Genomic DNA, 21372 nt, shown 5'->3' on the forward strand with positions numbered 1-21372 from the left:
CATGTCTGCTTGGGTCCTCCCGGATCACATTGCCGATGTCTTGCCCTCAGAGGCTCGTCACATCGAAGAACTCCGCCGCGAATTGCTGGATACGGCCCGTGGCTATGGCTACGAGTTGGTCATGCCGCCGCTGCTGGAGCATTTGGAATCCCTGCTCACAGGCACGGGCGAGGCGCTCGACTTGCAGACGTTCAAACTGGTTGACCAATTGTCGGGCCGTACCTTGGGTTTGCGGGCCGATACCACACCCCAAGTGGCGCGTATTGATGCTCACTTGCTCGGTCGTGTGGGTTTGACCCGACTGTGCTACTGCGGTCCGGTGCTGCACACACGCCCCGCACGTCCCCATGCAACCCGCGAACCTCTGCAATTGGGTGCTGAAATTTACGGCCACGCCGGTCCTGAGGCCGATTTGGAAATCTTGCAATTGGCGCTTGACTGCCTGCGCGTTGCCCGTGTGGGCGAGATGCAGGTTGATTTGGCCGATGCCCGCATCGTCAACAGCTTGCTGCAAGCAGAGCCCATTTCGGCGGCACTGCGGCACGACATCCATGCCGCCCTTGCCATCAAGGACGCCAGTGCCATTGCCCGTTTGACCAGCAGCTTTGCGCCGTCCAACCGACAAGGTTTGCTGTCTTTGGTCCATTTGTATGGCGATGTCAGTGTCTTGGACCAAGCCGCGCAATGTTTGCCGGCAACACCCGCCATCACCGAAGCTTTGGGCCAATTGCGTGCTTTGGCCGAACAAATTCCAGGTGCTGCCATCAGTTTTGATTTGGGTGACTCGCGAGGCTACGCTTACTACAGTGGCATGCGCTTTGCCATTTACGCCCAAGGTGCATCGGATGCTTTGGCCCGGGGCGGCCGTTACGACGGTGTGGGCGCTGTGTTTGGTCACCGCATTGACCGCGACAGGCCGGCAGTGGGTTTCAGCCTGGACTTGAAGGAATTGGTCTCGGCCGTCAAACCGTTGCCTTTGCGCGCTGCCATTCGTGCGCCATGGCGCAATTCGTCCAGCCTGCGTGAGGCCGTTGCTTCGTTGCGCAGCCGGGGTCAGACCGTGGTGTGCGTTTTGCCAGGGCACGAAAGTGAAATCGATGAATTCCATTGCGACCGCGAGTTGATCGAAGCGGCAGGGCAGTGGGTGGTACAGGCTCTTTGAGAAAGAACATTTCAAGCATGAACAAGACGCAAGGCCGTAACGTGGTCGTTGTCGGCACCCAATGGGGCGATGAAGGCAAAGGCAAACTGGTCGACTGGTTGACCGAAAGCGCCCAAGGCGTGGTTCGATTTCAGGGCGGTCACAACGCAGGCCACACTTTGGTGATCAATGGCGTGAAAACCGCTCTGCACCTGATTCCCAGTGGCATCATGCGCGCGGGTGTCAAGTGCTACATCGGCAACGGTGTGGTCTTGTCGGTGCCCAAGCTGCTGGAAGAGATTGCTGGGCTTGAAAAAGCGGGTGTTGAGGTGCGTTCGCGCTTGCGCGTGAGCGAGGCCTGCCCACTGATCTTGCCCTATCACGTCGCTTTGGATGTGGGCCGCGAAGCCGCCAAGGAAAAAGCCGGTACCGCCAAAATCGGCACCACCGGCCGCGGCATTGGCCCCGCCTATGAAGACAAAGTGGCCCGCCGTGCTCTGCGCGTGCAAGACCTCAAATACCCCGAGCGTTTTGCCACCAAGCTGCGCGAGAACCTGGCCCTGCACAACGAAATTTTGGTCAACATCTTGGGCGCTGCGCCTGTGGACTTTGACACCACCTACAACGAAGCGATGGCTTACGCCAAGGACTTGCTGCCCATGGTGGCCGATGTCTCGCGCGAGTTGAACGATGCCCACAAGGCAGGCGCCAATTTGTTGTTTGAAGGCGCACAGGGCACCTTGCTGGATGTGGACCACGGCACCTATCCATTCGTCACCTCCAGCAACTGCGTGGCGGGCAATGCGGCTGCCGGTGCCGGTGTGGGTCCGGGCATGTTGCATTACATCTTGGGGATCACCAAGGCTTATTGCACTCGCGTCGGTGGGGGACCTTTTCCCACTGAACTCGATTGGGAGACGCCCGGCACACCCGGCTACCACATGTCCACCATCGGCGCCGAAAAGGGCGTGACCACAGGTCGCTCACGCCGCTGCGGTTGGTTTGATGCAGCCTTGCTCAAACGCAGTGCTCAGGTCAACGGATTGAGCGGTTTGTGCATCACCAAGCTGGATGTGCTCGATGGCTTGCAAGAGTTGCGGCTGTGCACCGGCTATGAACTGGACGGTGAAACCATCGACATCCTGCCCATGGGCGCGGACGAGATTGCCCGCTGCAAGCCGATTTACGAAGTGATTCCCGGCTGGACCGAGACCACCGTGGGCGTGACCGAGATGGACAAGCTGCCCGCCTCGGCCCGTTATTACCTGGACCGCATCGCAGAAGTCACAGGCGTGCCTGTGCATGTGGTCTCCACCAGCCCAGACCGTGACCATACGATCTTGCTGCACAACCCCTTTGCGGCTTGATCCAGCGGACAGCCGACCTGTTTTTACCCACCCTTTGACGGAGTTCCTCCCATGTTGACCGAAGACGGCAAGCACCTGTACGTGAGCTACGACGAGTACCACAACCTCATTGAAAAACTCGCCATCAAAATTCACCAGTCTGGCTGGGAGTTTGACAACATCCTGTGTCTGGCGCGGGGCGGTATGCGTCCTGGTGATGTGCTCTCACGCATTTTTGACAAGCCATTGGCCATCATGTCCACCAGCTCCTACCGTGCCGAAGCCGGTACGGTTCAGGGTCACTTGGACATTGCCCGATACATCACCACCCCCAAAGGTGAAATTGCTGGCAAAGTGTTGTTGGTGGACGATTTGGCAGACACGGGCCACACGCTGCGTGCCGTGGTGGATCAACTCAAGAACAACTACAAGCCCGTCACAGAGTTGCGCACAGCCGTGATCTGGACCAAGGGCGTGTCCACCTTCAAACCCGACTATTCGGTGGACGATTTGCCCACCAACCCCTGGATTCACCAGCCCTTTGAGCCTTACGACAACATGCGTCCCGAAAAATTGCTCGAAAAGTGGAGCGTTTGATTTGAATTGTCCGTGACCCACGTCTCTGGATGATCGCTCAACAGCCTCCTCAGTGGAGGCTGTTTGCATTAGGATGAGAGGATGCAAGACCCAATTCAGCGCACCGCGCCACACCACCTCACCACCGGCCTGATCCATCACCCCTACGCGCCGCCTGCAGATTTTCAGGCGCCTCAACCAGGTGTTTTCAAGGCCTCCACGGTTTACTTTCCCACCGTTGCCGACATGCGTCAGCGGGAGTGGAAAGACAAATCCGCTTACACCTATGGGCTGCATGGCACCCCCACCACGTACCTGCTGGAAGAGCGCTTGTGCAGCCTTGAAGGCGGTTTGCAATGTGTGCTGGTGCCCAGTGGCCTGGCGGCATTGGCCTTGGTGGCGTTGTCGGTGTTGAAAACCGGTGACGAAGTGCTGATCCCGGACAATGCCTACGGTCCCAACAAAGCGCTGGCCGATGGCGAATTACGCCACTTCGGCATCACGCACCGAGTCTACGACCCGATGGACCCGGCGGATTTGTCCCGCCAGATCACGCAGCGCACCCGCTTGGTGTGGCTTGAAGCGCCTGGATCGGTGAGCATGGAGTTCCCTGATTTGCAGCAATTGGTGCGCTCTTGCCGTGAGCGGGGTGTCTTGTGCGCCTTGGACAACACATGGGGCGCTGGGCTGGCCTTTCAGCCTTTTGATTTGCTGGGCGATGGCGCGGGGGGGCAGGGCAGTTTGTCGGTGGACATCAGCGCCCATGCGCTCACCAAGTACCCCAGTGGCGGCGGTGACGTCTTGATGGGCAGCGTCATCACACGCGACGCGGCATTGCACCTGAACATCAAACTCTGCCACATGCGCTTGGGTCTGGGTGTCGCGGCCAACGACGCGGAAACTGTGCTTCGCTCCTTGCCCAGCATGGCATTGCGCTACACCGCGCACGACCACACCGCTCGTGCGTTGGCCGCCTGGTGGCAAGCCCAGCCGCAATGCGCACAACTCCTGCACCCTGCCTTTGAAGGTGCACCCGGCCACGCACATTGGCAAAGCCTGTGCGATCGCGTGCCGGGCACGGGCTTGGCGGCGGGCTTGTTCAGCGTCATGATCGATGCGCGTTTCAGTCAAGCCCAGGTGGATGCGTTTTGCGATGCCCTTCAATTGTTCAAAATCGGCTACAGCTGGGGTGGACCGGTGAGCCTGGTGGTGCCCTACGACATCGCCTCGATGAGACAGGCTTGGCCTGGCCATTTGAAGCCCGGCACACTGGTGCGTTTTTCGACCGGTCTGGAGTCGGCGCAGGATTTGATTCTTGATCTGCATCAATCTGTGCAGGCGCATTTGCCCATGGCCTGAGCACGCTGGTGAAAGCGTGGGCACTTTGGTCCCCAAGTCACACGCACCTAGGGGTTTCCTGACTGGTCAAATGCTACCGGTGGGGGTAATCTGAAAATCCCTTTGTATTTTCAGATCAACAGACCCATGAACGCCGATGTCAAGTCTCTTGAAGTGGTTCAAGAATCGGACTTGCCCACCATGACCGTGCCCTATGTACCGCCACCGCCCGTCGGGCCGCGTGCGCACATGCGGCCCTTGGGCTTTGCAGATCCTTTTCGGTGGCTGACGCGGGGCCTGAAGGACATGCGCCATCACCCGGGCATTGCTTTGTTTTACGGCCTGTGTTTTTGGGGCATGGCGCAAGTGCTGGCCATGGTGTTCAAGCACAAGCCCGAGTACACCCTTTCATTGGTTTCCGGTTGCTTGCTGTTGGGGCCTTTCATGGCCATGGGCCTGTACGAGGTCAGCCGCAAACGCGAGCGCGGCGCGTTGCCCGAGATGGCCTCGTCGCTCATGTGCTGGGACCAACACATCCGCAGCATGGCCATGCTGGTGCTGGTGTTGATGGTGCTGGAGCTGCTGTGGGGCCGGGCGTCCTTGGTGGTGTTCGCGGTGTTCTTCAACACCGGTATGCCCTCCACCACGGGGGTGATCGAGGCGGTGTTCAACCCACAAAACCTCGAATTTTTGATGGTTTACATGGTGGTGGGTGGTGTGTTTGCCGCCTTGGTCTATGGCCTGTCGGTGGTCTCCATCCCCATGATTTTGGACCGCGACACCGATGCCATCTCGGCGGTGATCACCAGCATGCGGGTGGTTTTTTCGCACCCAGGCGTGATGCTGCTCTGGGGCTTGCTGCTGAGTGTGTTGGTCCTCGCAGCCTTGTGGCCTTGGGCGCTGGGCATCGTTGTGGTCGGGCCGTGGCTGGGTCACGCCAGCTGGCATGCATACCGGGGCAGTGTTGACTGGGAGGAAGGGCCTGAAGAAGCTGTTACATTGGGCAGCTCAAATTAAAGGAGCCATCTTGGCCACACCCAATTACGGATTCGAAAAACGCCAGAAAGAACTGGCCAAGAAACGCAAAAAAGAAGACAAACTCAAGGCCAAGTCCGACCGAAAATCGGGTGTGCTGCCCGAGGATGGATCCGATGTGGAGGCTGATGGGGGCGAGGCCGATGCCGCTGCAACCGGGCCCGCTGACGCTCCTTCACCTGCCGCTTGAACGCCCACGCCCGTGAGGGCGTTGCCTGGGATCCCAGCAGCGTGTTCAGGGCCCTTGCACCAACACGCTGGCCAAATTCAGCATGTCGGCCATGCGGTGGCTGACAGGGGTGATCAAGGGGGCTTGGGCGTAGTGCACGAAATTGTGGCTTGTTGAGGTTTCGTAGCCCGGGTCGTAATGGCCTGACAGCAACTCGGTCACCACTTCGCGCATTTCGCCCCGCTCGATCCTGTCTTGCCAAGCCTGCACCAAGGTCTTGCCGCGCAGTGCCTTCAGGCGCTCAAGCCGCTCGGCAAACAGAACCCGGTCTTGTGTGAAAAACGCATAGTCTTCCAGCAACAAATTCACCCGGCTCTCCAGTGGCAGGTCCACGCGCAGGCATGGGCTGGCCCGCATGGCGACCATCAACTCGGCAGGGACGGTCAAGTTGCCCACTTTTTTGCTTTCTGCTTCCACAAACACGGGGCGGTCTGCGCTGAACCGGCGCAGCGCATCCCACACCTGTGTGTCAAAGGCCTTTTGCGTCGGCTGTGGTGAGCCGGGGATCAGGCCCAGTACCGAGCTGCGGTGGCAGGCAATGGCCTCCAAATCCAACACCTGCGCGCCATGATGTGCCAGCGCTTGCAGCAAGCGCGTTTTGCCCGACCCTGTGGGCCCACACAGCACCTTGAATTGCAAACGTTGCGCCTGCAGGGGCGTGTTGGCCATCACCGCTTTGCGAAATGCTTTGTAGCCACCCTCGATCAGGTGGACCTTGAAGCCGATTTGTCCCAGGATCAGCGCCAGGGAGTTGCTTCGCTTGCCCCCGCGCCAGCAATACACCAGCGGCTGCCAGTTGCGTGGCTTGTCCATCACATGGGTTTCGATGTGGCGGGCGATGTTTTTGGCCACCAGGGCAGCGCCCACTTTTTGCGCCTCGAAGGGGTTGACCTGCTTGTACAGCGTGCCGACCCGGATGCGTTCTTCGTTGTTCAGAGAGGGCCAGTTCAAAGCACCTGGCAAGCAGTCTTCGGCGTGCTCGCCTTCAGAGCGGGCATCGAGGATGGCATCGAATTGGTTCAGTTGGGCCATGGCCTGTTCGGCCGAAATCAGGTGAACGCTCATTTCAGTTGTTTCTTCAAAGTCGGCCAGACGTTGGCCAGCAGGCGCGGTTGTGCCGCTTCATTCGGATGGATACGGTCATTTTGGAACCATTTGAGCGGCTCTGGATCGTCGCCCACGCCTTTCAAAAAGAAGGGCACCAGCGCCACCTTTTGGCTTTGAGCCACCTGGGCATACGCCGCTTCAAATTGGCGGGCCATTTCGGGGCCGTAATTGGGCGGCATCTGCATGCCCAGCAGCAGCACCTTGGCCCCAGCAGCTTGGGCCATTTGGGTCATGGCCAGCAAATTGCCTTGTGTCATTTTCATGGGCAGGCCGCGCAGCGCGTCGTTCCCGCCCAACTCGATCACCACATGGCTAGGGTGGTGTTGGGTGAGCAATGCTGGCAGTCGAGAGCGTCCGCCCGACGTGGTGTCGCCACTGATGCTGGCATTGATGACCACGGTACCTGGTTTGTCTTGGGCCACCTGCTTTTGCAGCAAAGCCACCCAGCCTGTACCACGGGCCAAACCGTATTCGGCGCTCAAGGAGTCGCCCAGCACCAAAATCCGCTGAGTGGCTGCTGAAGAAGCGGCTTGCGCCGTCACAGCAAAGCCCCAGCCAACCAGGGCCAGCAAGGTCCAGTTAAAGTGGCGACGTCTCAACAAAGGTGTGTGCATGCCTGAATCCATCATTGCCGTGCGTGGCGTCTCCAAAAGTGTCCAAGATGCCAGCGGTCAGCTGGACATTTTGCGCGATATCGATTTTTCGTTGAACGCCGGTGAAACAGTTGCCATTGTCGGTGCTTCCGGCTCGGGCAAAAGCACTTTGCTGGCGATCTTGGCAGGTCTTGATACACCCAGCACCGGGCAGGTGGTGCTGGCCGGGCAATCGCTGTTCGATTTGTCCGAAGACGAACGCGCCGCCTTGCGGGCCCAACACGTGGGTTTTGTTTTTCAAAGTTTCCAGCTCATGCCCAATTTGACGGCGTTGGAGAACGTGATGCTGCCTCTGGAGTTGGCCGATCGACCCGATGCACGCAGCACCGCCACCGCCATGCTGCAACGTGTGGGTCTGGGCCAGCGCCTGAAACACTTGCCCAAGGTGTTGTCGGGTGGTGAGCAGCAGCGCGTGGCTTTGGCCCGTGCTTTTGTTGTTCAGCCCGATTTGCTCTTGGCCGACGAGCCGACAGGCAGTTTGGATCACGCCACGGGCGAAGCCATCATGGACTTGATGTTTGCGCTCAACCGCGAGCAGGGCACCACCTTGGTCTTGGTCACGCACGATCGGCAATTGGCTGCCAGGTGTGAGCGCAGTTTGGTGATTCAAGCGGGCCGGCTGTCCATGGCTTCAGATGCATCGGCAGAGCAACGATAATCAGGGCATGTCATCTCATCAAGTGCTGTTCGGCTTTCATGCCGTGGGCGTTCGCCTCAAGATCGCCCCCCAATCCGTCGTTGAAATCCATTTCGAGGTCACCCGCCGCGACGCCCGCATGCGTCAATTCATTGACAAGGCGCGCGATTCGGGCATGCGACTGATCGAGTCCGATGGCGAGCGTCTGGCCAAATTGGCCGGCGGCCATGGCCACCAGGGTGTGGTGGCGCTGGTCTCGCCCATTCCCCAAAACCACTCGCTCGATGACTTGCTGGACACGGTGCAAGGCCCCCCTTTGCTCTTGGTTCTGGACGGTGTGACCGATCCACACAACCTGGGCGCTTGTCTGCGCGTGGCCGATGGTGCAGGCGCGCATGCGGTCATTGCGCCGAAAGATCACGCGGCGGGCATCAATGCCACCGTGGCCAAGGTGGCCAGCGGCGCCGCCGAAACCATGCCGTACTTCATGGTCACCAACTTGGCCCGAACCCTTGGCGAGCTCAAAGAGCGCAGCATCTGGGTGATCGGCACAAGCGATGACGCGCCGCGCAGCATTTATCAGGCCGACTTGAAAGTCCCCACCGCACTGGTGCTGGGGGCCGAAGGTGCAGGCATGCGCCAGTTGACGCGCAAGAACTGTGATGATTTGGTGAGCATCCCCATGCGTGGCGCGGTCGAGAGTTTGAACGTCTCGGTGGCCAGTGGTGTGTGTTTGTACGAAGCTTTGCGTCAACGCAGCTGATCCTGCAGGAGCCCCCATGCACCCCGTGATGACCCGCTCGACCCTTGCTGCAGGGCTGGCCGCTTTGCTGTTGCTCAGCGCTTGCACCCAAGAGCAACAAAACAAAATCAGCCGCGATATCCAAAACTGGACAGGCACTGACGGGGTGCTGGAAGTCTATGCCGGAGACAAGGTGGTGCGTCGCTTTTTGAAAGTGGACAAAATCAGCACGGCATTGGGCACCGAAGACAGCAAACCCCGTTCCTACCGTTACGGCTACGGTGTGCTGGATGAGAACCTGAACATGCAGGCCGATCCGGGTGAAAAAAAGGTCTACTTTGAAGTCAGTGATTTTTCGAACACGGTCTTTTTCGAGAATCCGCGCTGAAGCGCTAAACGCTGTTTAGACCCAGCCCATGGCCCCGATGAGGGCGCCCGCAGCAATCAGCCAGAGCAAATGGATTCGGGTGCGCCAGACCAACATCACAGAGGTGACGGTCAACAACCAAATCGGCCAATCCCGCGCCATTTGGTTGTGGCTGGCGGTCAAAAGCCAGCCTGTGGAGACCAGCAGGGCAATCACCACGGGGGCCATGCCCAGCTTGAACGCCTTCACGCTGCGGTTATCGCGGTGTCGGTGCGCCCAACGGGTGGTGGTGTAGGTCAAGATGGAAGAGGGCAGCATGATGCCCAGCAGGCTCAGCACCAGTCCCAGTGCCGACAAGCCCACGGTGTACCAGCCACCGCCGAGTCCAGCGCCCGCGTTCAGACCCACGTTCCAACCCATCAGGCCCACGAACAGCACATTCGGTCCGGGTGATGACTGCGCCAAAGCGATGGAGGAGCTGAATTGTTGCTCGGTCAGCCAATGGTTTTCATCAACCAAAAATCGGTGCATGTCAGGGGCGGTGATGATGGCTCCGCCAACGGCCAGCAAGGACAAAGACAAAAAATGCTGGAAAAAGGCCAGCCAGTCCGCCCAGCTCAGTTCTAAGGACAAGGTCATGAGTCGGTCCCCGCGGCGGCTTTAGCCGATTCGATCTGGCCCAAACGCAGGTAAGCCCAGCCGCAAGCCAAACTGCCAATGCCCAGCAGCACCCAAAGCAGGGGCCAACGCAAGAGGCTGACGCCGATGAAGGTGCTCAGCATGACCAGCGTGCACACGGTCCAACCCATGGGGTTGAGCTTCAATGCCGAGATCAGTTTGATGCCGGTGGCCGCAAACATGCCCGCTGCCACAGCGCCCATGCCGCGCAAAGCCCCCTGCGCCCAAGTCTGATCCGAGACGCCACTGAAGAAAAGTGCGATGACCACCAACACCGCTGTGGGGGCGATCAACAAGCCCGCCATCGAGGCCAAGGCCCCGCGCAGGCCAAAGTGACGACCACCAAAGATCAGGCAAAAATTGACCACATTGGGGCCAGGCAAAATTTGGGCGACAGCCCAGTCTTCGACGAACTGGGTAGGGGTCATCCAGCGTTTGCGCTCCACCACTTCGCGTTGAACGACCGTTAACACCCCGCCAAAACCTTGCAATGCCAACAAGGTAAAAGAGACAAACAGGTCGGTTTTTGACCGTGGCCGGTTCAAGGGGAGTTCTTCAAACATGCGCCATTATCCCTGCGTGCTGGCCCGCAGGCCCACCTTGTCATCCAGCGTCATGTGGGCATTGTCCAGCCAGACCAGCTGTCCGCGGCCCCCTTCATTCAGTCGCGCCATCAATTGCGTGGCTTGGCACTGGGGCAAGTCAAAAGACAAGCTCACCCAGCTGGCATGGGTGACATCGGTCAAAAGGGCTTTTGCCAAGTCCAATTCGCGCCGAACCCAACCCTCCAAGGCATAAGGCACGCTGCAGGCCAAATGTGCTTGTGGGATCAACGCCACCTTCTGCGCCGTGAGCAAAGCCTGCGCAACGGCATCGGTGTAGGCCCGCATCAAGCCGCCGGCACCGAGCTTGACGCCGCCGAAATACCGCACCACCGTGGCCAGCACCCCTTCCAGATCTTGGTGCCGCAGCACTTCCAGCATGGGTCGCCCAGCCGTGCCACCGGGCTCGCCATCGTCGTTGGCCGCCGATTGGCCACCGGCCAGCAGCGCCCAGCAAACATGGGCCGCACTGGGGTGTTCGGCTTTGAGCTGCGCCACCCGGTCCAGAGCGGCCTCACGACCCGTGACCGATTCAACGCAGGCAATGAAACGGCTTTTTTTGATGACCAGTTCGTGGTGTGCAGGGCGGGCAAGGGCAAAAGGCATGCCTCCATTGTCGGGCAGTCCTGCCCCATGCAATACCCGCTGGTTGTTTAGGCCCACCCCCAAACCCCTACACTAACGGGTTATCCCGAGTGCCCAGCCCATGAACGCCTTTGTCGACGTCTCTTTTTTTCCGCGTGACGCCAAACCGCTGACCAGTTACCGCAAGTACTGGGCGCAGCGCTTCGGTACGGCACCATTTTTGCCGATGAGCCGCGAAGAAATGACCCAACTGGGATGGGACAGCTGCGACATCATCATCGTCACGGGCGACGCCTATGTGGACCACCCCAGTTTTGGCATGTCGGTCATTGGGCGCATGCTGGAAAACCAGGGTTTTCGGGTCGGCATCATTGCCCAGCCCGACTGGACCAGCGCCGACCCCTTCAAGGCCCTGGGAAAACCCAACCTGTTTTGGGGCGTGACCAGCGGCAACATGGATTCCATGATCAACCGCTACACGGCGGACCGCAAAATCCGCAGCGACGACGCCTACACCCCCGGTGATGTGGGCGGCAAGCGACCCGACCGCGCCGCCATCGTCTACAGCCAACGCTGCCGCGAAGCCTTTCCTGAAGTGCCGATTGTGCTGGGCGGCATCGAAGGCAGCTTGCGCCGCATCGCGCACTACGACTACTGGAGCGACAAAGTGCGCCGCTCCATCGTGGTGGACAGCAAGTGCGACCTGCTGCTGTATGGCAACGCCGAGCGGGCGATTGTCGAGATCGCCCACCGCTTGGCTGCGCGTGAGCCGGTGCAGCAAATCACCGATGTGCGCGGCACCGCCTTTGTGCGCCGCGAAACGCCTGAAGGCTGGTTCGAGATCGATTCCACCAGCGTGGACACGCCGGGCCACGTGGAAGCGCACATCAACCCCTATTTGATGATCTCGGACCAGGCGCGGGAGCAGGGCGCCACCTGCGCCCGCGAGGAAGAAGCCAAAGAAGTGGCCGAAGGCCACAACGCCAAAAACATCGAGGCCGATTTGTCCGCTGCTGTGGCTCAAGCCCGCACCGTGCAAGCTGCTGTTGAGCCCATTGTCCAGCCGCTCAACTTTGTGCCCAACCCCGCGCTGCGCGGCAGAGGCACCCACAAAGTCCCGCCTCGCGACAAAAGCGTGATCCGCCTGCCCAGCTACGAGCAGGTCAAGCAAGACGCCGTGCTGTATGCCCACGCCAACCGCGTGCTGCACCTCGAGACCAACCCCGGCAACGCCCGCTGTCTGGTGCAAGCACACGGGGAGGGCACCACCGCGCGTGACGTGTGGATCACGCCGCCCCCCATCCCGCTCACCACCGCTGAGATGGACTTGGTGTTTGACCTGCCCTATGCCCGCAGCCCGCATCCGCGTTATGCCGACGAAAACGGCAGCCACGACCACGCGACCAAAATCCCCGCCTGGGAAATGATCCGCTTCAGCGTCAACATCATGCGCGGCTGTTTTGGTGGCTGCACCTTTTGCTCCATCACCGAGCACGAAGGCCGCATCATCCAAAGCCGCTCCGAAGAATCCATCATCCGCGAGGTGGAAGACATCCGCGACAAAGTCAAAGGCTTCACCGGTGTCATCTCCGACTTGGGTGGCCCCACGGCCAATATGTACCGCTTAGGCTGCCGCAGCCCTGAGATCGAGTCGGCCTGCCGCAAACCCAGCTGCGTGTTCCCCGGCATCTGCCAGAACCTGACCACCGACCATGGTCCGCTGATCAACATGTACCGCCGGGCGCGGAACTTGAAGGGCATCAAGAAAATTTTGATTGGCTCTGGCTTGCGGTACGACCTGGCCGTGCAGTCGCCCGAATATGTCAAAGAACTGGTGCAGCACCATGTGGGCGGCTACCTGAAGATCGCGCCCGAGCACACCGAGGGCGGCCCGCTGTCCAAGATGATGAAGCCGGGCATCGGCACCTACGACCGCTTCAAGTCGATGTTTGACAAGTACAGCGAAGAAGTGGGGAAAAAGCAGTTTCTCATCCCGTACTTCATCGCGGCCCACCCAGGCACCAGCGACGAAGACATGATGAACTTGGCCATATGGCTCAAAAAGAACGGTTTCCGGGCGGATCAGGTTCAGACTTTCTACCCCAGCCCCATGGCCACAGCCACAGCCATGTACCACTCCACCCGCAACCCGCTGCGCAAAATCACGCGCGACAGCGAAAAAGTGGACGTGGTCAAAGGCGACAAACGCCGCCGCTTGCACAAAGCGTTTTTGCGTTACCACGACGCCAACAACTGGCCTCTGCTGCGCGAAGCGCTCAAGGCCATGGGGCGCTCCGACTTGATCGGCAATGGCAAACACCATTTGATTCCGAACTGGCAGCCGCTGGCCGAAGAGGGCTACCAAAGCGCCCGGCGCAAAAACAGCACGGGTGCCGGCGCCAAATCTTCGGTGTCTTTGTCCACCGCTTCCAAGCGGCTGGCGCAGCCCAAGAAGGGCCAGCTGCTGACCCAGCACACGGGTCTGCCGCCGCGGCAAAGATCCTGACGCTCATGCGGGTCAAAAGCCCAGCATGTGCAGTGCAACCAGCGCCAAGAAACCCGCAAACGCTTTCTGGAGTTTGCGTTTGTCCATGCGTTGAGAAAGGCGTGCCCCCCAATGGGCAAAGACAATGCTGACGGCGCTGATGCCTATAAAAGCAGGTGCATGCACATAACCCCACGTTTGGGCATTGGACGGGCCTGTCAAGGCCAAGCCCACTGCGCCAATGGTTGAAATTGGAATCGCCACCGCGGAACTGATCACCACGGCTTGGCGCATATCGACGCCGCGCAAGACCAAATAAGGGACGGTCATGGCGCCACCACTGACACCCAGCAAGGTCGAAATGTGGCCAATGAAGGTGCCTGCACCCAGCAGTTCTTGTCGGCCTGGCGGGGTTGAAGAGGCAGCTTGGCTGGGCTTTCTCAGCATGCTGATGCAAGTGATCAAGGCAAACACACCAAACCCGATTTTGAGCCCCTGTGTGGGCAGCCAATTGGCCAACAAAACGGCGGAGACCGAACCCACACCCACAGCGCCAGCCAGCCAATAGATCGGTTCAAATTGCAGGCGCTTTGCACGCCAATGGGTCCAAGAACTCGTCAAGGAAGTGATGACGATGCAGGCCAATGAGGTGGCGACCGCATAGTGCATGACCTCTGGCCCCAGGAGCGCGTCCGAGCGCCATACAAAGTAGAGCGTCGGCACAATCACCAAGCCCCCGCCGACCCCGAACAAGCCTGCGGTAAAACCGCCAGCTGCACCGACCAGCAAGAAGACCACCCAAAGGGGCATCATGCCGCAACCGGCGCAAATTGGCCAAATTGACTGCGCCAGAAATTCAAGCCTGGGGTGTGGTCTTGCCATCCAAAATCAATGACTTGGCCGATCACGATGTGGTGATCGCCCGCATCGACCATTTGGTGCAATTGGCAATCAAACCATGCCACCGCTTCGGTCAAGCGTTGGCGTTGACTGGCTTGACGCTGGACGGGTACCCCAGCGAAGCGGGCAGCCATGTCGCCGCTTGCAAATTGTTTGGCCACTTCGGTTTGTTGGTGCGACAACACGCTGACCGTGAAGCCCCCCGATTGTGTGAATGCAGCCAAACTGCTGGCGACTTTGCGGATGCTCCAAAGCACCAATTTCGGCTCCAGTGAGACCGAGGCAAATGAGTTGCAGGTCATGCCCCAATCGCTGCCTTGCCAATGTGCTGTGACCACCGTCACCCCAGTGGCAAAGCAGGACAAGGCTTTGCGGTAGTCGGCCGGATCGGGTGTGGCGCTGATGCCCTGTGGCGCGTGGGCAGACAGGGCTTGGGGCATGTGGCGCATGGTTTCGTTCATTTACGGCACTTCATGGCCGTTGGCCAGTTCATACAACCCATACCAAGTCTGGCGGTCCATCGGGACACGAGCGGCGTCTGCAAAGCGTGCAATGCGATCGAGCTGATTGCTGCCCATCACCGGCAACACGCCAACGGGGTGGTGCATCAGCCAAGCCATGGCCACAGCGGTGGTGTCGGTACCTGCGGCTTGGGCCAATTGCTTCAAGCGAGGGGCCAGCCGAGCGGCGGCTGTGCCAACTGTGTCTGCTTGCGCATGCAAGCGACCGCCACCCAGTGGCGACCAGGCCATCACGGGCATGCGGTGTTGCTGGGCATGGGCCAATTGCCCATTGATGAAGGGGGCGGTGTTCAGCAAACTCAGCTCCAACTGGTTGGTTTGAAGTTGGTGTTTCATGCCTGACTGCAACAGGTCCACATCCCAAGGCATGAAGTTGGAGACACCCACGCCGCGCAATTTGCCGCAGTCAATCAGGCCATCCAAGCAAGCGCCCAATGCTGGGGCGTCCATCAGCGGATCAGGCCTGTGGATCAAGAGCAGGTCGATCACATCCACCCCAATGCGAGAGAGCGAACGCTCCACGCTTGCCGTGACGTGGGCAGGGCTGGTGTCGTAGTGTTTGACCCGCGTGTCTGGCCATTTGGAGGACAGCAGCATGATGTCCGTCTTGGTGACGATCTCCAACTGGTTTTTCAACTCGGGCCGCGCTTTGAGGGCTTGGCCAAAAAGTGATTCGCAACTGTAGTCACCGTAAATGTCTGCATGGTCAAACGTGGTGATGCCTTGCTCGAGGCAGGCGTCGATGCGTGCCAAGTTGGCGTTGACCGAGCTGTCTTGTGCCTCGGAAAGTCGCCAAACGCCATAGGCCATGCGGCTGAGACTGTGGCCATTGGGCAATGGAATGCGGCCAATCGGGGATTTCATTTGCGGACTCCTGTGCCCAAAGGTGTGGGCGGTGTTTGGGCCGGAACACGGCCATAGGTTTGTGCAAGGGACACGGTCTTGAGTTGCGGCAGCACTTTGGTGCCGAAAATTTCGCACTCTTGCAAATGCGGGTAACCTGAAAAGATGAAGGCCCTGATGCCCATTTTTTGGTAGGACTCGATTTCGCTCAGCACCTGATCGACGCTGCCCACCAAGGCGGCACCGCAACCGCTGCGGGCACGTCCCACACCGGTCCACAGGTGGGGCTCGATGTAACCGGCATCGTCTGCGCGGGCGCGGTTGGCGCTTTGCAGCGATACGCCCAGACTGCCTGCGTCCAGGGCGCGTTGGCGGATTTCACGACCTTTCTCATCGTCCAATTGGGAGACCAGTTCTTCGGCGTACTCGCGCGCTTCAGTTTCGGTGTCGCGCACGATCATGTGCACACGCAAGCCGTAATCGAGCAAGCGGCCGTGTTTTTCGGCCTGGGCATGCACATCACGCATGCGTTGGGCCAGCATGTCTTTGGGCTCTGGCCACATCAGGTAGGTATCGCAGTGCGCACCACACAAGGCCAGGGCATCGGGGCTGTAACCCCCAAAGTAGAGCAGGGGGCCGCCGTTGGTTTGGTACGGCCGCACTGGATCGGTGGACAAACCTTGGAGTTTGTAAATCTGACCGTCGTAGTTGATTTCGTCTTGCGTCCAAGCTTGTTTGAGGATTTCAACCACTTCCCAAGAACGACGGTAGCGGTAAGCGCTGTCCTCTTGCTGGCCCGGGAAGTCAGAGGAGATCACATTCAGCGTCAGACGCCCTTGCAGAATATGGTCCAAGGTGGCCACTGTTCGCGCCAGCATCGCCGGGTGGGTTTCACCGCAGCGGATGGCCGCCAGCAAATTCATGTTTTTCGTTTGGTGTGCAACGGCTGCCACAAAACTCAGTGTGTCTTGCCCCACTTGGTAGGAGGAGGGACACAAGATGTTGCGGTACCCCAGTTCATCGGCTCGCGCCACGATGCGGCTGGTGTTGGCCCAGTTGCTGCGCAAGTCGCTGTCGGGGACACCCAAATACCGAAAATCATCCGAGCACAAAGGGGCAAACCAAGCCACCTCTGCCCCCTGAATGTCTTCCCCCTTGACGGGAACAATGCTCATGAACAGCTCCTTGTTGAATGTGTATGAATCATAAATGAATCCAGGCGAAGCCTGATTCGGGTTTCCCCGAGATCGGCCATTTATTTGTCATACTTGCGCCCATGCACGCTCCTCTCCCAGCCAAACCTTTGCCGGTGTACCTTCAAGTTGCCGAGTTGTTGGCCCGTCAGATCAAGGCGGGTTATTGGCACAGCGGCGAGCGCTTGCCCACCGAAGCCGAATTGGCCCAGACTTTGTCGGTGGCGGTGGGCACTTTGCGCAAATCGCTGGCTTTGCTGGAGGCGCAGGGGGTCTTGGAGCGCATCCAAGGCTCAGGCACTTACGTGCGTCAAATACACCATTCACAACAAATTTACGAATTGTTTCGGCTCGAGTTGATGGAGGGTCCAGGCTTGCCTACAGCGCACATTTTGGATGTGACTTTGCAGCAGGCGCCCATCGACCTTCTTGGCAAGGATCAGCAGAGCGCGCCGTGTTGGCGGGTTCGCCGCATGCGTTTTCTTAACCAGAAGCCAGCGGCATTGGAAGAGATCTGGTTTTCAGCCCGCCATTGCCTCGATTTGGATGTGCAGGATTTGGGGGATTCGATGTATTTGTTCTACCAACAGCGCTTGAACATCTGGATCGCAAGGGTGGAAGACCAAATCAGTGTGGCTGCAGCGCCGTCTTGGTCGGTGCCGCCCATCGGCTTGTTGGCGAATCAATCGGCAGGTTACATTGAGCGCCTGTCTTGGACGGCCAACAACGAGATCGCTGAATTTTCCAAAACCTGGTTTGATCCGCAGGTGTGCCGCTACACATCCAGGATGAGCCAATAAGGAGCGCTCAGCCCGGCTGCAGGGCGGCCAGCAATTCGGTTTCGATCTCGATCTGCGCCTTGTTGTGTTGCAACTTGGCCCCGCTGATCAAGAAACTGTCTTCCACACGCTCACCCAGGGTGCTGATTTTGGCCAGGCGCAAATGCAGACTGTGACGGGCCAGCACGCTGGCGATGCTGTAGAGCAGGCCGATGCGGTCGCTGGCCGAGATGCTCAGCAGCCAGCTTTGGGCCTTCTCGTCGGGGTCCAAGCTGACACGCGGGGTGATGGGAAAGCTTTTCACGCGGCGTGATACCCGGCCCCGCGTGGCGGGGGGCAGGGGGCCTTGTTTTTCCAGGGTGTGGGTCAAGCCCGACTCGACCATGCTGAGCAGTTCGCGGTAGTGCTCGGGCAGCATGTGCGTGACGATCTGGAAGGTGTCCAGTGCCCAGCCTGTGCGGGTGGTGTGGATCTTGGCGTCTTGGATGCTGAAGCCCGATTGGTCAAAGTGGCCGCAAATGCGGGCAAACAAATCGGGTTGATCGGGCGTGAACACCAGCACTTGCAGGCCTTCCCCCACGGGCGATAGGCGCGCGCGCACAATGGGTCTGGCGGGGCCTTCGATGGGCTTGGCCACGTGGCGTGACAGTTGGCGGGCATGCCAGGCGATGTCAGAGGCATCGTGGCGCATGAAGTAGCCCACATCGAGCGTGTCCCACAACGCTTTGTGGCCTTCAAAGGGTTCGCTGTGGCGCGCCAGATCGATCAAGGCTTCGCGCTTGCGCGACTCGACTTCTGCATTGGCGTCGGGGGCACGGCCGCCCAGCACGCGCAAAGTGGCCTTGTACAGGTCTTCGAGCAGCTTGCCCTTCCAAGCGTTCCACACTTTGGGGCTGGTGCCCCGGATGTCGGCCACGGTGAGCAAATACAGCGCGGTCAGATGACGCTCATTGCCCACGCGCTGGGCAAAGCGGCGGATGACTTCGGGGTCGCTCAGGTCTTCTTTTTGAGCCACATGGCTCATGGTCAGGTGCTCGCCTACCAAAAACTCGATGAGCTGAGCATCTTCTTTGTCCAGTTTGTGCTGGCGTGCAAAAGTGCGCACTTCGGCAATGCCCAACTTGGAGTGGTCGCCGCCCCGGCCTTTGGCGATGTCGTGAAACAAGGCTGCGGTGTACAAGATCCAGGGCTTGTCCCAGCCACCGGCCACTTGCGAGCAAAACGGGTATTCGTGCGTGTGCTCGGGCATGAAAAAGCGCCGCACATTGCGCAGCACCATCAGGATGTGCTGGTCCACCGTGTAGGCATGAAACAGGTCATGCTGCATCTGGCCCACAATGCGTCGAAACACCCAGAGATAGCGGCCGAGCACCGAAGTTTCGTTCATCAGGCGCATGGCATGCGTGACCCCTTGAGGCTGCTGCAAGATGTGCAAAAACGTTTGTCGGTTGACCGGATCGGCGCGAAAGCGCCCATTCATGATGGCGCGCACGTTGTACAGTGCACGAAGTGTGCGGGCTGACAAGCCTTTGACCCCTGGCGTGGCTTGGTACAACAAAAAGGTCTCGAGGATGGCGTGGGGGTGCTTTTGGTACAAGTCGTCACTGGCCACTTCGATCAGGCCCGCCTTTTCAAAAAAGCGCTCGTTCAGGGGCCGAAAATCGCTGATGGACTCACCCCGGTCGGCTTGCAAGCGGTCTTGGATGTTGAGCAGCAATATCTGGTTCAGCTGGGTCACGGCTTTGGCGGCCCAATAGTATTGGCGCATCAATTTTTCGCTGGCTCGCAGGGCCAGGCGACCCTCGGGCGTCACATCCGACGCGTAGCCAAAAGACTCGGCCACATTGGTTTGCAAATCAAACACCAAGCGGTCTTCGCGCCGCTTGGCGTGCCAATGCAAGCGTGCGCGGATCAGGCCCAGCAGCGCTTCGTTGCGTTTGATTTGCCGTGCCTCCAGGGGGGTGGCCAAGCCTTTGCGGGCCAACTCGTCCCAACTTTGGCCCAGGCCTGCTGCGCGGGCCACCCATAAAATCACTTGCAAGTCGCGCAAGCCGCCGGGTGATTCCTTGCAGTTGGGCTCCAGGGCGTAGGGCGTGTCTTCAAATTTGGTGTGCCGCTGGCGCATTTCGAGCGTCTTGGCCACCAAAAATGCCTGGGGGTCCATGGCCGACTGGTATTGATTTTGAAACGCTGTGAACAAGCTGGTGTTGCCCGTGACACGGCGCGATTCCAGCAGCGAGGTCTGCACCGTGATGTCTTTGGCCGATTCGGCCAAGCACTCGCTCAGCGTGCGCACACTGGCGCCGATTTCAAGGCCCGTGTCCCAGCAACTGCCAATGAAGCGCTCGAGCTGCGCCTGCAGTGCGGGCGATGTTTCGGGTGACTGGCCATTGGGCAAAAGCACCAAGACGTCCACATCGGAGTAAGGAAACAGTTCGGCCCGCCCGAAGCCCCCCACGGCCACCAAGCACACATCGGGGGCAAACCCAGCGTGCTGCCACAGATCAATCAAGAGGCCATCGGCCAAGATGGACAGTTGCCTGAGTGTTTGCTTGAGCCCACGGGCCACAGCACCGCTGTGCGCCAGACTGTTCAAAACGGCTGCTTTGTCGTGTTTGTAGGTCTCGCGCAGCTGGGCCAAGTCGGCCATGGTTTCCTGTTGGGCCAGTGGTTTCATTTCAAGCGGCGACTTTGTCGGTGATGAAAGTCGGGAGGGCAGGGCTGCCCGCCGACAGGGTCAACACCTCGTAGCCTGTTTCTGTCACCACCACCGTGTGCTCCCATTGGGCCGACAGCGAATGGTCTTTGGTCACAATGGTCCAACCGTCTCCCATTTCTTTGATGTCGCGCTTGCCTGCATTGATCATGGGTTCGATGGTGAAAACCATACCGGGCACCAATTCGACCAAGGTGCCAGGCTTGCCGTAGTGCAGCACTTGCGGCTCTTCGTGGAAGCCCCGTCCAATGCCGTGGCCGCAAAACTCGCGCACCACCGAAAAGCCGTGACCTTCGGCAAATTTCTGGATGGCGTGGCCAATGTCGCCCAAATGGGCGCCGGGCTTGACCTGTTCGATGCCCTTCCACATGGCTTCATAGGTCACTGTGGCCAAACGCTTGGCGGCAATGGAGGCCTCACCCACATGGAACATGCGGCTGGTGTCGCCATGCCAACCGTCCTTGATGGTGGTGATGTCGATGTTGACCGAGTCCCCTTTTTTGAGGGGTTTGTCATTAGGAATGCCGTGGCAAACCTGGTGGTTGATTGAGGTGCAGATGGACTTGGGGTAGGGCTTGTAGCCGCCCGGTGCATAGTTCAGAGGCGCCGGAATGCAGCCTTGCACATCGACCATGTAGTCGTGGCAGAGCTTGTCAATTTCGTTGGTGGTGATGCCAGGCTTGATGAAGGGCTCGATGTAATCGAGAACTTCGGAGGCCAGGCGGCAAGCCACACGCATGCCTTCGATGTCTTGGGCGGTTTTGAGGTTGATCGTCATGGTTCAGATTATCCCATTGAGACCTCGCAGGGTTTGTCGCCCTTGTCCATCGACCCGGTGTCTGGCCTGCTCTGGGAACGCCCCAAGGGCTGGACAGGGTTAACACGCATTCATGGCGGTA

At 59.4% G+C, this 21372-nt stretch carries 22 protein-coding genes; 11 read left to right on the forward strand and 11 right to left on the reverse strand.

The window, feature by feature from the left end:
* Position 1 precedes the first annotated feature (1 nt).
* The 6 genes from ACHEXK_RS06490 to ACHEXK_RS06515 all read left to right on the forward strand — a co-directional run bounded on the left by ACHEXK_RS06490 (position 2) and on the right by ACHEXK_RS06515 (position 5626).
* On the forward strand, positions 2 to 1162 hold the full coding sequence (locus tag ACHEXK_RS06490; RefSeq protein WP_416548556.1) for an ATP phosphoribosyltransferase regulatory subunit: 1161 nt from the start codon (positions 2 to 4) through the stop codon (positions 1160 to 1162).
* Between the two features lie 17 nt (positions 1163 to 1179).
* Positions 1180 to 2508, forward strand: coding sequence for an adenylosuccinate synthase (locus ACHEXK_RS06495; RefSeq protein WP_416548557.1), 1329 nt, complete (start codon positions 1180 to 1182; stop codon positions 2506 to 2508).
* Between the two features lie 51 nt (positions 2509 to 2559).
* Positions 2560 to 3084 carry a phosphoribosyltransferase gene (locus tag ACHEXK_RS06500; RefSeq protein WP_416548558.1) on the forward strand — a complete coding sequence of 175 codons (525 nt, stop codon included), beginning with the start codon at positions 2560 to 2562 and terminating at the stop codon, positions 3082 to 3084.
* A gap of 81 nt (positions 3085 to 3165) precedes the next feature.
* Entirely contained in the window at positions 3166 to 4422 is a 1257-nt protein-coding gene (locus tag ACHEXK_RS06505) for a PLP-dependent transferase (protein WP_416548559.1), read from the forward strand.
* Between the two features lie 126 nt (positions 4423 to 4548).
* Positions 4549 to 5418, forward strand: a complete 870-nt coding sequence (locus ACHEXK_RS06510; RefSeq protein WP_416548560.1) for a DUF2189 domain-containing protein — start codon at positions 4549 to 4551, stop codon at positions 5416 to 5418.
* Positions 5419 to 5428: 10 nt separating this feature from the next.
* On the forward strand, positions 5429 to 5626 hold the full coding sequence (locus tag ACHEXK_RS06515) for a hypothetical protein (RefSeq protein ID WP_416548561.1): 198 nt from the start codon (positions 5429 to 5431) through the stop codon (positions 5624 to 5626).
* A 45-nt stretch (positions 5627 to 5671) separates the two neighbouring features.
* Here the strand turns inward: ACHEXK_RS06515 and mnmH are convergent, their stop codons facing one another.
* Both mnmH and ACHEXK_RS06525 read right to left on the reverse strand, forming a co-directional pair.
* Positions 5672 to 6730, reverse strand: coding sequence for a tRNA 2-selenouridine(34) synthase MnmH (gene mnmH / locus ACHEXK_RS06520; RefSeq protein WP_416548562.1), 1059 nt, complete (start codon positions 6728 to 6730; stop codon positions 5672 to 5674).
* Positions 6727 to 7386 carry an arylesterase gene (locus ACHEXK_RS06525; RefSeq protein WP_416548563.1) on the reverse strand — a complete coding sequence of 220 codons (660 nt, stop codon included), beginning with the start codon at positions 7384 to 7386 and terminating at the stop codon, positions 6727 to 6729. The genes mnmH and ACHEXK_RS06525 overlap by 4 nt, the downstream gene beginning before the upstream one ends.
* Here ACHEXK_RS06525 and ACHEXK_RS06530 point away from each other — a divergent pair.
* Genes ACHEXK_RS06530 through ACHEXK_RS06540 form a run of 3 tightly spaced genes read left to right on the forward strand, consistent with a single transcriptional unit; the run spans position 7385 to position 9192 of the window.
* Positions 7385 to 8083 (forward strand): ABC transporter ATP-binding protein, encoded by a 699-nt coding sequence (locus tag ACHEXK_RS06530; protein ID WP_416548564.1) that lies wholly within the window; start codon positions 7385 to 7387, stop codon positions 8081 to 8083. The two genes, ACHEXK_RS06525 and ACHEXK_RS06530, sit on opposite strands and share 2 nt — an antisense overlap.
* Positions 8084 to 8090: 7 nt before the next feature.
* The gene (gene rlmB / locus ACHEXK_RS06535; protein ID WP_416548565.1) at positions 8091 to 8825 is read left to right on the forward strand and encodes a 23S rRNA (guanosine(2251)-2'-O)-methyltransferase RlmB; all 735 of its coding nucleotides are present in this window, start codon (positions 8091 to 8093) and stop codon (positions 8823 to 8825) included.
* A gap of 16 nt (positions 8826 to 8841) precedes the next feature.
* On the forward strand, positions 8842 to 9192 hold the full coding sequence (locus tag ACHEXK_RS06540; protein ID WP_416548566.1) for a hypothetical protein: 351 nt from the start codon (positions 8842 to 8844) through the stop codon (positions 9190 to 9192).
* A gap of 15 nt (positions 9193 to 9207) precedes the next feature.
* On the opposite strand, the gene ACHEXK_RS06545 is transcribed toward ACHEXK_RS06540, so the two are convergent.
* From ACHEXK_RS06545 to ACHEXK_RS06555, 3 genes are read right to left on the reverse strand one after another with little or no spacing between them, the layout of a single operon-like run.
* Positions 9208 to 9810: a chromate transporter gene (locus ACHEXK_RS06545; RefSeq protein ID WP_416548567.1), complete on the reverse strand. Its 603-nt coding sequence runs from the start codon at positions 9808 to 9810 to the stop codon at positions 9208 to 9210.
* Entirely contained in the window at positions 9807 to 10412 is a 606-nt protein-coding gene (locus tag ACHEXK_RS06550; RefSeq protein WP_416548568.1) for a chromate transporter, read from the reverse strand. The genes ACHEXK_RS06545 and ACHEXK_RS06550 overlap by 4 nt, the downstream gene beginning before the upstream one ends.
* Before the next feature lie 6 nt (positions 10413 to 10418).
* Positions 10419 to 11057, reverse strand: a complete 639-nt coding sequence (locus ACHEXK_RS06555) for an IMPACT family protein (RefSeq protein WP_416548569.1) — start codon at positions 11055 to 11057, stop codon at positions 10419 to 10421.
* A 100-nt stretch (positions 11058 to 11157) separates the two neighbouring features.
* Between ACHEXK_RS06555 and ACHEXK_RS06560 the strand changes: the two genes are divergently transcribed.
* Positions 11158 to 13542, forward strand: a complete 2385-nt coding sequence (locus ACHEXK_RS06560) for a YgiQ family radical SAM protein (protein WP_416548570.1) — start codon at positions 11158 to 11160, stop codon at positions 13540 to 13542.
* A 12-nt stretch (positions 13543 to 13554) separates the two neighbouring features.
* On the opposite strand, the gene ACHEXK_RS06565 is transcribed toward ACHEXK_RS06560, so the two are convergent.
* Genes ACHEXK_RS06565 through ACHEXK_RS06580 form a run of 4 tightly spaced genes read right to left on the reverse strand, consistent with a single transcriptional unit; the run spans position 13555 to position 16960 of the window.
* Complete coding sequence (locus ACHEXK_RS06565) at positions 13555 to 14334, reverse strand: sulfite exporter TauE/SafE family protein (RefSeq protein WP_416548571.1); 780 nt, start codon at positions 14332 to 14334, stop codon at positions 13555 to 13557.
* Positions 14331 to 14882: a flavin reductase family protein gene (locus tag ACHEXK_RS06570; RefSeq protein ID WP_416548572.1), complete on the reverse strand. Its 552-nt coding sequence runs from the start codon at positions 14880 to 14882 to the stop codon at positions 14331 to 14333. Before ACHEXK_RS06570 ends, ACHEXK_RS06565 begins: the two co-directional genes overlap by 4 nt.
* Entirely contained in the window at positions 14883 to 15806 is a 924-nt protein-coding gene (locus ACHEXK_RS06575) for an aldo/keto reductase (protein WP_416548573.1), read from the reverse strand.
* Positions 15803 to 16960, reverse strand: coding sequence for an LLM class flavin-dependent oxidoreductase (locus tag ACHEXK_RS06580; RefSeq protein ID WP_416548574.1), 1158 nt, complete (start codon positions 16958 to 16960; stop codon positions 15803 to 15805). The genes ACHEXK_RS06575 and ACHEXK_RS06580 overlap by 4 nt, the downstream gene beginning before the upstream one ends.
* A gap of 101 nt (positions 16961 to 17061) precedes the next feature.
* On the opposite strand from ACHEXK_RS06580, the gene ACHEXK_RS06585 reads away from it, so the two are divergent.
* Entirely contained in the window at positions 17062 to 17778 is a 717-nt protein-coding gene (locus ACHEXK_RS06585; RefSeq protein WP_416548575.1) for a GntR family transcriptional regulator, read from the forward strand.
* 7 nt (positions 17779 to 17785) lie between these two features.
* Here the strand turns inward: ACHEXK_RS06585 and ACHEXK_RS06590 are convergent, their stop codons facing one another.
* Complete coding sequence (locus ACHEXK_RS06590) at positions 17786 to 20407, reverse strand: [protein-PII] uridylyltransferase (protein ID WP_416548884.1); 2622 nt, start codon at positions 20405 to 20407, stop codon at positions 17786 to 17788.
* A 28-nt stretch (positions 20408 to 20435) separates the two neighbouring features.
* Positions 20436 to 21251, reverse strand: a complete 816-nt coding sequence (gene map / locus ACHEXK_RS06595) for a type I methionyl aminopeptidase (protein WP_416548576.1) — start codon at positions 21249 to 21251, stop codon at positions 20436 to 20438.
* Positions 21252 to 21372 lie beyond the last annotated feature (121 nt).

Origin of the sequence: Limnohabitans sp. DCL3, assembly GCF_048019295.1 — a bacterium.
Taxonomy (GTDB): Bacteria; Pseudomonadota; Gammaproteobacteria; order Burkholderiales; family Burkholderiaceae_C; genus Limnohabitans_A.

Coding starts and splice junctions, on each gene's coding strand:
- ACHEXK_RS06505 (WP_416548559.1), top strand. CDS start 3,166: ATGCAAGACCCAATTCAGCGCACCGCGCCACACCACCTCACCACCGGC.
- ACHEXK_RS06530 (WP_416548564.1), top strand. CDS start 7,385: ATGCCTGAATCCATCATTGCCGTGCGTGGCGTCTCCAAAAGTGTCCAA.
- ACHEXK_RS06555 (WP_416548569.1), bottom strand. CDS start 11,057: ATGCCTTTTGCCCTTGCCCGCCCTGCACACCACGAACTGGTCATCAAA.
- ACHEXK_RS06525 (WP_416548563.1), bottom strand. CDS start 7,386: ATGCACACACCTTTGTTGAGACGTCGCCACTTTAACTGGACCTTGCTG.
- ACHEXK_RS06550 (WP_416548568.1), bottom strand. CDS start 10,412: ATGTTTGAAGAACTCCCCTTGAACCGGCCACGGTCAAAAACCGACCTG.
- ACHEXK_RS06565 (WP_416548571.1), bottom strand. CDS start 14,334: ATGATGCCCCTTTGGGTGGTCTTCTTGCTGGTCGGTGCAGCTGGCGGT.
- ACHEXK_RS06585 (WP_416548575.1), top strand. CDS start 17,062: ATGCACGCTCCTCTCCCAGCCAAACCTTTGCCGGTGTACCTTCAAGTT.
- mnmH (WP_416548562.1), bottom strand. CDS start 6,730: ATGAGCGTTCACCTGATTTCGGCCGAACAGGCCATGGCCCAACTGAAC.
- ACHEXK_RS06580 (WP_416548574.1), bottom strand. CDS start 16,960: ATGAGCATTGTTCCCGTCAAGGGGGAAGACATTCAGGGGGCAGAGGTG.
- ACHEXK_RS06545 (WP_416548567.1), bottom strand. CDS start 9,810: ATGACCTTGTCCTTAGAACTGAGCTGGGCGGACTGGCTGGCCTTTTTC.
- ACHEXK_RS06490 (WP_416548556.1), top strand. CDS start 2: ATGTCTGCTTGGGTCCTCCCGGATCACATTGCCGATGTCTTGCCCTCA.
- ACHEXK_RS06510 (WP_416548560.1), top strand. CDS start 4,549: ATGAACGCCGATGTCAAGTCTCTTGAAGTGGTTCAAGAATCGGACTTG.
- map (WP_416548576.1), bottom strand. CDS start 21,251: ATGACGATCAACCTCAAAACCGCCCAAGACATCGAAGGCATGCGTGTG.
- ACHEXK_RS06575 (WP_416548573.1), bottom strand. CDS start 15,806: ATGAAATCCCCGATTGGCCGCATTCCATTGCCCAATGGCCACAGTCTC.
- ACHEXK_RS06540 (WP_416548566.1), top strand. CDS start 8,842: ATGCACCCCGTGATGACCCGCTCGACCCTTGCTGCAGGGCTGGCCGCT.
- ACHEXK_RS06570 (WP_416548572.1), bottom strand. CDS start 14,882: ATGAACGAAACCATGCGCCACATGCCCCAAGCCCTGTCTGCCCACGCG.
- ACHEXK_RS06495 (WP_416548557.1), top strand. CDS start 1,180: ATGAACAAGACGCAAGGCCGTAACGTGGTCGTTGTCGGCACCCAATGG.
- ACHEXK_RS06500 (WP_416548558.1), top strand. CDS start 2,560: ATGTTGACCGAAGACGGCAAGCACCTGTACGTGAGCTACGACGAGTAC.
- ACHEXK_RS06590 (WP_416548884.1), bottom strand. CDS start 20,407: ATGGCCGACTTGGCCCAGCTGCGCGAGACCTACAAACACGACAAAGCA.
- rlmB (WP_416548565.1), top strand. CDS start 8,091: ATGTCATCTCATCAAGTGCTGTTCGGCTTTCATGCCGTGGGCGTTCGC.
- ACHEXK_RS06560 (WP_416548570.1), top strand. CDS start 11,158: ATGAACGCCTTTGTCGACGTCTCTTTTTTTCCGCGTGACGCCAAACCG.